The organism is Nostoc sp. CHAB 5715 (genome assembly GCF_020829685.1).
In the GTDB taxonomy this organism is placed as follows: Bacteria; Cyanobacteriota; Cyanobacteriia; order Cyanobacteriales; family Nostocaceae; genus Nostoc.
Map to the genome: position 1 here is coordinate 1 of NZ_JAIVFR010000342.1, position 6,910 is coordinate 6,910.

Consider the following 6,910-nt stretch of genomic DNA (forward strand, 5'->3'; position numbering starts at 1 on the left):
CGAGGACGCAAATGATGAGGTAAGGGTTCAATACTCTTGACTGCTAAAGGGATAACTTGCTCTTGCAACTGCCAAACTCGAATCACATCCTGGCAAAAATCCTCAAATAGTTGTGTCCCCGGTAAATCATAGGGGGGAAATAACTCATGAGAGCGAGATTCAGCAAATTTCCGTAAAGCAAAGGGGTTGGGGTCTGGATGATGAACTGCGGGAGAACGCAAATGCGGAATTTCTAAAGCCGCAAATTGCTGCTTCCAGTGACTCATCCACCTACCACTAGGGTCAAATACCGAGAATTTACCCCTGGTAGACTGCCGTTTTTGCAGCAGATGGGTAGTCAAGGTCAGAGCATGAGGCCCTGCGCCAATAATCGCCAGGTCAATTGTTTCAGGAAGAGCGATCGTAAATTGCATTGCTGGAGAGACAATCTGGCTATTATGATAATAGTTATCATTCTATATGGAGAAGATCAGTCCAGCAAGGTGATTCTGAAAATAGGGTATGGGGTGTTGGGTAAAATCTTTCCCATTCCCCATTCCCCAGTACCCAGTCCCCATTCCCCATTCCCCGATTACATCAACATCAGAGCTACTTCTTTGGCAAAGTAAGTCAAAATTAAGTCAGCGCCAGCCCGTTTCATACTGGTTAATGATTCCAAAATTACCTGTTTTTCATCAATCCAACCCATCTGGACTGCGGCTTTAATCATGGCGTACTCACCGCTAACGTTGTATGCTGCAACTGGTAAATTTGTAGCTGATTTTACCCGACATATTATATCTAAGTAAGCTAAAGCAGGTTTGACCATGATGATATCTGCACCTTCAGCAATATCCAGTTCAATCTCTTTTAAAGCTTCTTTGGCATTAGCTGCATCCATTTGATAAGTCTTTTTGTCGCCAAATTTGGGGGCAGAATCCAACGCATCACGAAAGGGGCCATAATAGGCGGAGGCGTATTTTGCAGAGTACGCTAGAATCCCGACGTTAATATAACCTTCTGCATCTAAAGCTTGGCGAATTGCGCCGACTCTACCATCCATCATGTCGGAAGGTGCAACAAAATTTGTCCCAGCAGCAGCTTGTGAAAGTGCCATTTTCACTAACACTTCTACAGTGGGGTCATTCAAGATTGTGCCATTTTCATCAACTAAACCATCGTGACCATGAGTGGTGAAAGGGTCAAGGGCAACATCGGTAATGACTACAATTTCTGGTATTGCCTGTTTAATGGCTTTGACGGTTTGCTGTACTAACCCGTCTGGATTGTAGCTTTGGGTGCCTGTGTCGTCTTTTTTATTTTCGGGGATGACAGGGAAAAGTGCGATCGCATTAATTCCCAGTTCAGACACTTCTGCTATTTCTTTGAGCAATAAATCTAGAGAATATCGATAACACCCTGGCATGGAGGTGATTTCTACGAGTTGTGCTTCACCTTCGGTGACAAACATGGGATAGATGAGGTCATCCACGGTCAGAGTATTTTCCCGCACCATCCGCCGTAGCGTTGCAGTACGACGTAGACGACGGGGACGTTGAAATAGGTTCAATGGCTTGTCGGTAGTTGAAAAAGCAGGTGACATAGAATTTAATTAAAATGATAATCATTATTGTAAGGCTGTAGTAGACTTACCCGGTATTTAAGATTTGCGGGGCTTTTGTGAGGATGAGGTTTTTTTAGAATTTTACTTGCAATACTGACAAAATCTCTTTGACTGGCGCTTTATCTGCTTCTAGCTTCTCTATTCTCTCTAATAGTCGTTTTGGTATATACTTGCACTTTTTAACAAGGCGATCGCCATCCTTCCAAAACTCATAGTGATACCAACACAGCGTATACTTAGAGAGCTTTTTTACCATGTTTCCGACTTTTCAAACAGCCTCTAACTATGGTTGTTTCAGTTGCGGCTCATCTAGCGATTTACTTTAATACAGAAATAGGTGAGGTTATCTGTAAAGACTGTAGAAAAGACCTTTGTATTAATGATGATGGACTTATAGATTCGGAGGAATTACAAGAAGTATTTGAACTAGCTTTTGCTGAGGAAGATGATGACTGGCTAGATGATGATACTGAAGCTGGCTAGAAATTATCATCAAAATCAAAGTCTTCACCAGACCAAAAAGTTGATTCTAAACCCGCATATCTGTAACTTCGTCTTTTTATTGAATAGCCTTCTATGAGGTTGCCGTAGGCATCGCTTTCATCTGGTAATTTTTGTGATTTTTATAAGTTTATTCGAGGACATTTTAGCTGAGTAAATTCCCTACATTTTTGTATATATTTTCATCTTTTATGATACTTCCGGCAAACTAAATGAAATTTATTACTAATTTATATATCAATAAATGTTGGTTAAATATTGAAGTTTTGTTGATTGGCTTTTTGAGGTAAAGGTTACATACTAAAACTAATCTATGTAAAACAGAGTAGTTAGGTTTCATTGAATAATGAGTATTTATTGGCTTCATCATATAGCTAATTTTTAGGGCAAGGATATGAGCATTTTAGAATTGATGCAGGCATTGACATTTTTGCATAAATATACTTTTGATTATTTATTCTGGAAGTATTTATAGAAGGATGTAGTCATTTTATGTGGTTTGCTGAGAACCTGTATAATCAACTAATTTTATCGTTAAAGGTTGCTTATACTAAATGTTTTTTAACTATTAAACATGAATTTTTTCTTAAAAATAAGGTTTAAAAATTTCGATTTACATTAACAAAGTGTATTTGCTTTGTAGAGGATTGTTATGTCTCAAAATAGAACTAATAAGGGTAAAAAAGTCATGTCTGATGATAATACAACCAATAGTAATAATAGTAAATCTCAAAAGCGGCTAATAATTGTCACAGGTGATAAAGGTGGCGTGGGAAAAAGCACCTTTGCACGAGCGCTATTTCAACTGTACATTAATAAAAGTTTACCCTGTGTTACTTATGAAGCTGACTTAAGAAATCCTCAGTTAGAAAGATATTTCAAAAAAGACTACCGACCTATAATACGTTACATTGATATTTTCCATAGAGGTGGTGCTGACGATTTATTAATTAATTTGACGCTTTTCTACGTCAAAATATGCTTGCAGAAGGTTTGGTAGAACTTGTGATGCCAGATTTATTCTACAAATCCTACGACTTTATTGACCGCCATGCTCTGACATTTAATGAAGGTCAGACTCATCAAGGAACAAATATTGTGATTAAGTCGAGAATTAAATCTTGGCTTGCTGAGTTTGAAGCGCAAATTAAGCCAGCATTTAATTTATTTGGCTTTGATATACAACCAGATGATTGTTACTATCCAGCAGTTGTTGAAAAGTCTAAAGAGCTTAGAGAAAATGAAGAAAAAGAAAAAGCTAAAAATCAAGATTCAAATTTACAATCTGAAAATATAGCTGCTTAATTTAGTAGTTTGCTTAGTTTATTATGTTTAGAAAGCGTTTTGTGATTACATCGGGTGATGCTCGTGTAGGTAAGTCTACAGCTTCTAGGCTATTGCTAGAGTTGTACTTGAAAAATAAACTCAATGTGCGTGTTTTCTACCACGGGCATCGCAATAAGCTATCGATGTATCAAACACAACGCTTTGAGATAAACCATTTGGGATTTTCTAGAGGTGATTCTGATAGGTTATTACTCGACTTAGAAATGTTTCCGAAAATTGAAGTGATTTTGACTGATATGCCAGGTCAAAATCTCCGAGAATTCAAGTTTTTTGATAGAGATGTTTCACTGATAGAAAATCTTAATTGTCTAGGATATCGTGTTACTTTCTTGCACCCGATATCACACCGTAAAGACTGTGTTGAAGATTATCTTCAGGATTTATATCAGCATTTTGGTAGTCAGGTTGATTATGCTGTTATCCAAAATCATTACTTTGGCAAGCGATTTCGATACTATGAGGGGAGTCAATTCCAAGCTGATATTAAAAAATTAAACGGCTTGGAACTAGTTTTAGGTGGATTGCATAATGACTTTTACCAGTTGCTTGAGGATGCTAGTTTACCTTATACTCAACTGATTGAAACTAACTCTCCTCTTAATACTATTCAGCGTTCGATAGTATTCAACTGGATGGAGAATTTTCATAACTCTATTGTTTCTAATGGAATAGCTTCTAATTATCTAGGGTTGAGTACGAACTGTGCAGAATTAGTTTCTGTAAGTGCAAATAAAAAAAGTCCTTCCAATCTTGATGTAACTGAAGATTTTGAATCTGAGAAATGGTAATTATTTGCTTTACCAAATTGAAAGTGAGACTTTAAATTGACTGTTTAAAAACAACCTATGACTAATATTGCAAAAGTTGTTGAAAAAGTTGAGTATTGTTAGAGGGACGACAGCGAGCCAAAGGATTGTCTACATCCCTTTCAGCCGATCAAAAACAAGTCGTTTTAAAGTCACTAGCCCTGGAATTAATGCAACAAAATACCCAGGCATTTACTTTAGATGAAACTTCTACTCATGAAAAGACATTTAAAGAAGCTAAATCACTCATTAAAGAAAAGTTAGACAGATTTCCTAATCAAAGGCTTTCCGCAGAGGAATTTATCAAAAAAGACGATCTGGGTGTGCGGGAGTTACTCAGTGAGAGAGAACAAGAGGGAATATATGAGTTTGCTCATAAAACTTTTCAAGAATATTTAGCTGCTGTGGAAATTGAGAAAACAAAGCAAGAAAATATATTACAAGAAGCATTAGCTGACGATAAAAAATTTGCTTGGTGGAGAGAAACAATTCGCTTTTATGTCGCGCAAACAGATGCAACTAACTTAATTAAAGTTGCTCTGAATCATGCAACAATACCAGTGCTAACCCTTGTCTACCAGTGTTGGCAAGGCAAAGAAGCCCAACAAATTGATCCAGCAGTTCAACACCAGCTAAAAGCTAAGTTAGAGCATGGATTAGAGTCTGATAAGCTTGATGAATTTACTTTGGCGGCTGAGGTGAAGCTGGCTTACCGCCTTAGTCAATTGAATCACGACTTGCAGACTTTAGACAGCTATTCTGAACAAGAAAGCCAAGCTTATGATCGCAGTTATATAACTTTTGCAGAATATCAACTGTTTTTAAATGAAACCAGTTCCCCTAGTATTCTTGCAAATAAAAAACGAGCTAGCCAACCTGTAATTAATATTAGTTTTTGGGATGCTAATCGTTTTTGTGCTTGGCTGAGTTTAAGAAGTCGCAAAGAGTTAGGTGAACCGGGAATCTGCTACAGACAAGCGACACAGATAGACCGACAACAGCATCCCTGCGAGGAAGATAAAGAGTACGCAGATAAAGAAGGAATTCGGCTCGTTCGGTTTCAAGTACCCACTCTTTATGGACAACTAGCCTATTACCTAGCAGCAGGTATGTGGAAAGAGGCTGATGAAGAAACCGATAGGCTTATGCTTCAGGTAGCAGGGCGAGAAAAACAAGGTTACTTAGGCTTGGATGACATTCGGCAATTTCCTTGTAAAGACCTGAGAACTATTGACCAACTCTGGGTACAGTACAGCAATGGACACTTTGGTTTTAGCGTTCAAAAAGAAATCTATCTGAGTGTCGGTGGAATACTGGAAGGAAGTCAAGCAAATTCGCCTTTTAGCAAGCTTCTGTTTCTCCCTCCTGTTAGATGGATTTATGCTCGTTTCGGTGGTAGAGTGAGAGATAGATATGACGAAATGCACGAAGCCTATATCCGATTTTGCGATCGCGTGGGATGGAGAGTGGATAATGAGTGGAAAGGTAACTTAATTTATAATACAAGTGCCTCCAAGGGACACTTACCGCTGCGCTTTTTCAAGCACATGTGGTCTATCTTAGATCCGCACGAACTCCGGGGGCGCTACGGGTTGGGCGAAATCATAGAAGAGATTGGGTCGAGACTTGTAAACTGTAACATATAACGCTTTCGGAAATTTCTAAACATTTATTACAGCCAACTATTCCACGCAATAATCAACATTTCATCGATCCGATACCTGGCACTGTCGGCTGATAGCAGTTCGCCTGAATAAATTTTTATGCTACCTCATGCACCTCCGTACTCTCAGTTACTTTCTGGTTATTCCAAGGTAAACTCATTTGCCCAGGCGATGACTTTTTAGCCTTACCAGCTTTAATCATCGACGGCAAAAAGCGACTACCCCAATAATTTTTCTTCTCAGGCTTTGCTTGCGATCGATATTTCTGACAAAACCTGCGATACTTTGCCGCGCATTCTTCCAAAGTTCTCCCTATTTGCAAAAATGCTGGATGCCATTGAGTGATGCCATCATTACTCAAGCGATCATAAGTGCCATAATTGCTGAAGTCGTAGAAAAAACCTTGCTGCATTTGGGCAGCTTTGGGGTTAGCGTGGATATATCGCAAAGTATTTAAAGCTCTTTGCTTATCGGTATTTGCAAAACCTGTACTGTGGTATCGCTTCTCCCAAAAATGCCCTGTGCGGTTCAACATTCGGTTAAAGCACATAGCAGTGTACCAGTTTAGCCAGTGCATGATTTTGGGTAATTCCTCTGGCTGTTTGGGTTCTAGCAAATAATGTACATGATTGCTCATAATGCACAGTGCATAGAGTTTGAATCCATACTTTTGCTGTGCCTTTTTGATGGCATAAAGGAAAACTTCACGGCATTCCAACCGCGTGAGACGAAATTCTCGATTATTGCAACGGGTGGTGATATGGTAGCAGAAACCTGGTTGAAAGTTACGTCGAGGGCGAGACATAAAAAGATTGTAGTTAACTTCCTCACCCGCCTTGGAATGAATTCCAAGGCTAATAGCTAAAGTCTACTAAAGTAGACTAAAGATTTTTGGCTATATTTAGTCATCTTCAGATGAGTTTCGCTATTAGCAAGGAACTTCAGTTCCTTGCGGGACATGGCTTTTACGTTAAGTTGACACGTATGAG

9 protein-coding genes are annotated in these 6,910 nt (G+C 38.8%); 5 read left to right on the plus strand and 4 right to left on the minus strand.

What is annotated here, in order from left to right:
- The 3 genes from LC574_RS19280 to LC574_RS19290 all read right to left on the minus strand — a co-directional run.
- On the minus strand, positions 1-413 hold a 413-nt coding region (locus tag LC574_RS19280; RefSeq protein ID WP_229454991.1), incomplete at its 3' end, for an FAD/NAD(P)-binding protein.
- A gap of 158 nt (positions 414-571) precedes the next feature.
- Positions 572-1,582, minus strand: coding sequence for a porphobilinogen synthase (hemB, locus tag LC574_RS19285; RefSeq protein WP_229454992.1), 1,011 nt, complete (start codon positions 1,580-1,582; stop codon positions 572-574).
- A gap of 94 nt (positions 1,583-1,676) precedes the next feature.
- Positions 1,677-1,859, minus strand: a complete 183-nt coding sequence (locus tag LC574_RS19290) for a hypothetical protein (RefSeq protein ID WP_229454993.1) — start codon at positions 1,857-1,859, stop codon at positions 1,677-1,679.
- Positions 1,860-1,888: 29 nt separating this feature from the next.
- Between LC574_RS19290 and LC574_RS19295 the strand changes: the two genes are divergently transcribed.
- From LC574_RS19295 to LC574_RS19315, 5 genes are all read left to right on the plus strand, one after another.
- Positions 1,889-2,086, plus strand: a complete 198-nt coding sequence (locus LC574_RS19295) for a hypothetical protein (RefSeq protein ID WP_229454994.1) — start codon at positions 1,889-1,891, stop codon at positions 2,084-2,086.
- Positions 2,087-2,756: 670 nt separating this feature from the next.
- Positions 2,757-3,104: a hypothetical protein gene (locus tag LC574_RS19300; protein WP_229454995.1), complete on the plus strand. Its 348-nt coding sequence runs from the start codon at positions 2,757-2,759 to the stop codon at positions 3,102-3,104.
- The gene (locus LC574_RS19305; protein ID WP_229454996.1) at positions 3,083-3,409 is read left to right on the plus strand and encodes a hypothetical protein; all 327 of its coding nucleotides are present in this window, start codon (positions 3,083-3,085) and stop codon (positions 3,407-3,409) included. The genes LC574_RS19300 and LC574_RS19305 overlap by 22 nt, the downstream gene beginning before the upstream one ends.
- A gap of 23 nt (positions 3,410-3,432) precedes the next feature.
- Positions 3,433-4,239: a hypothetical protein gene (locus LC574_RS19310; RefSeq protein ID WP_229454997.1), complete on the plus strand. Its 807-nt coding sequence runs from the start codon at positions 3,433-3,435 to the stop codon at positions 4,237-4,239.
- A gap of 125 nt (positions 4,240-4,364) precedes the next feature.
- The gene (locus LC574_RS19315; protein WP_229454998.1) at positions 4,365-5,903 is read left to right on the plus strand and encodes a GUN4 domain-containing protein; all 1,539 of its coding nucleotides are present in this window, start codon (positions 4,365-4,367) and stop codon (positions 5,901-5,903) included.
- Between the two features lie 115 nt (positions 5,904-6,018).
- Here the strand turns inward: LC574_RS19315 and LC574_RS19320 are convergent, their stop codons facing one another.
- Positions 6,019-6,726, minus strand: a complete 708-nt coding sequence (locus LC574_RS19320; RefSeq protein ID WP_229454999.1) for a transposase — start codon at positions 6,724-6,726, stop codon at positions 6,019-6,021.
- Positions 6,727-6,910 lie beyond the last annotated feature (184 nt).